The organism is Marinicauda pacifica, from assembly GCF_004793635.1.
Taxonomy (GTDB): Bacteria; Pseudomonadota; Alphaproteobacteria; order Caulobacterales; family Maricaulaceae; genus Marinicauda; species Marinicauda pacifica.
The window spans coordinates 1-312 of record NZ_SRXV01000061.1 but is presented as its reverse complement, the minus strand read 5'-3'; the positions used below and the strand labels follow the sequence as shown (position 1 = coordinate 312).

At 63.1% G+C, this 312-nt stretch carries 1 protein-coding gene; it reads left to right on the top strand.

The genetic code is table 11. The features are described from left to right. Positions 1–63 precede the first annotated feature (63 nt). On the top strand, positions 64–312 hold a 249-nt coding region (locus E5162_RS14390), incomplete at its 3' end, for a prepilin peptidase (protein ID WP_174235018.1).

Below are 312 nucleotides of genomic sequence, written 5' to 3'. Positions count from 1 at the left end.
TGAGCCTATCGCCTCTTACTGGCGCGAGGGATTTCGTCTCACAGCGCCGGATACTTCTCTGCCATGATCGCCACTCTTTGCATGTCCCTCTTCCTGGTGCTGATGCTCACGGCAGCCTGGACCGATCTTGCCGGCTTCCGGATTCCGAACTGGATTCCCGGCGCCCTGATCGTGATCTGGCCCGTAGCGGCGTGGGCAAGGGGGATGGGGTGGAGTGAGGCGGGATACGCGCTCCTGACCTTTGTGATCGTACTGGCCCTGGCCGTCGGGCTCTGGATGCCGGGCTTTATCGGCGGCGGCGATGCGAAGCTG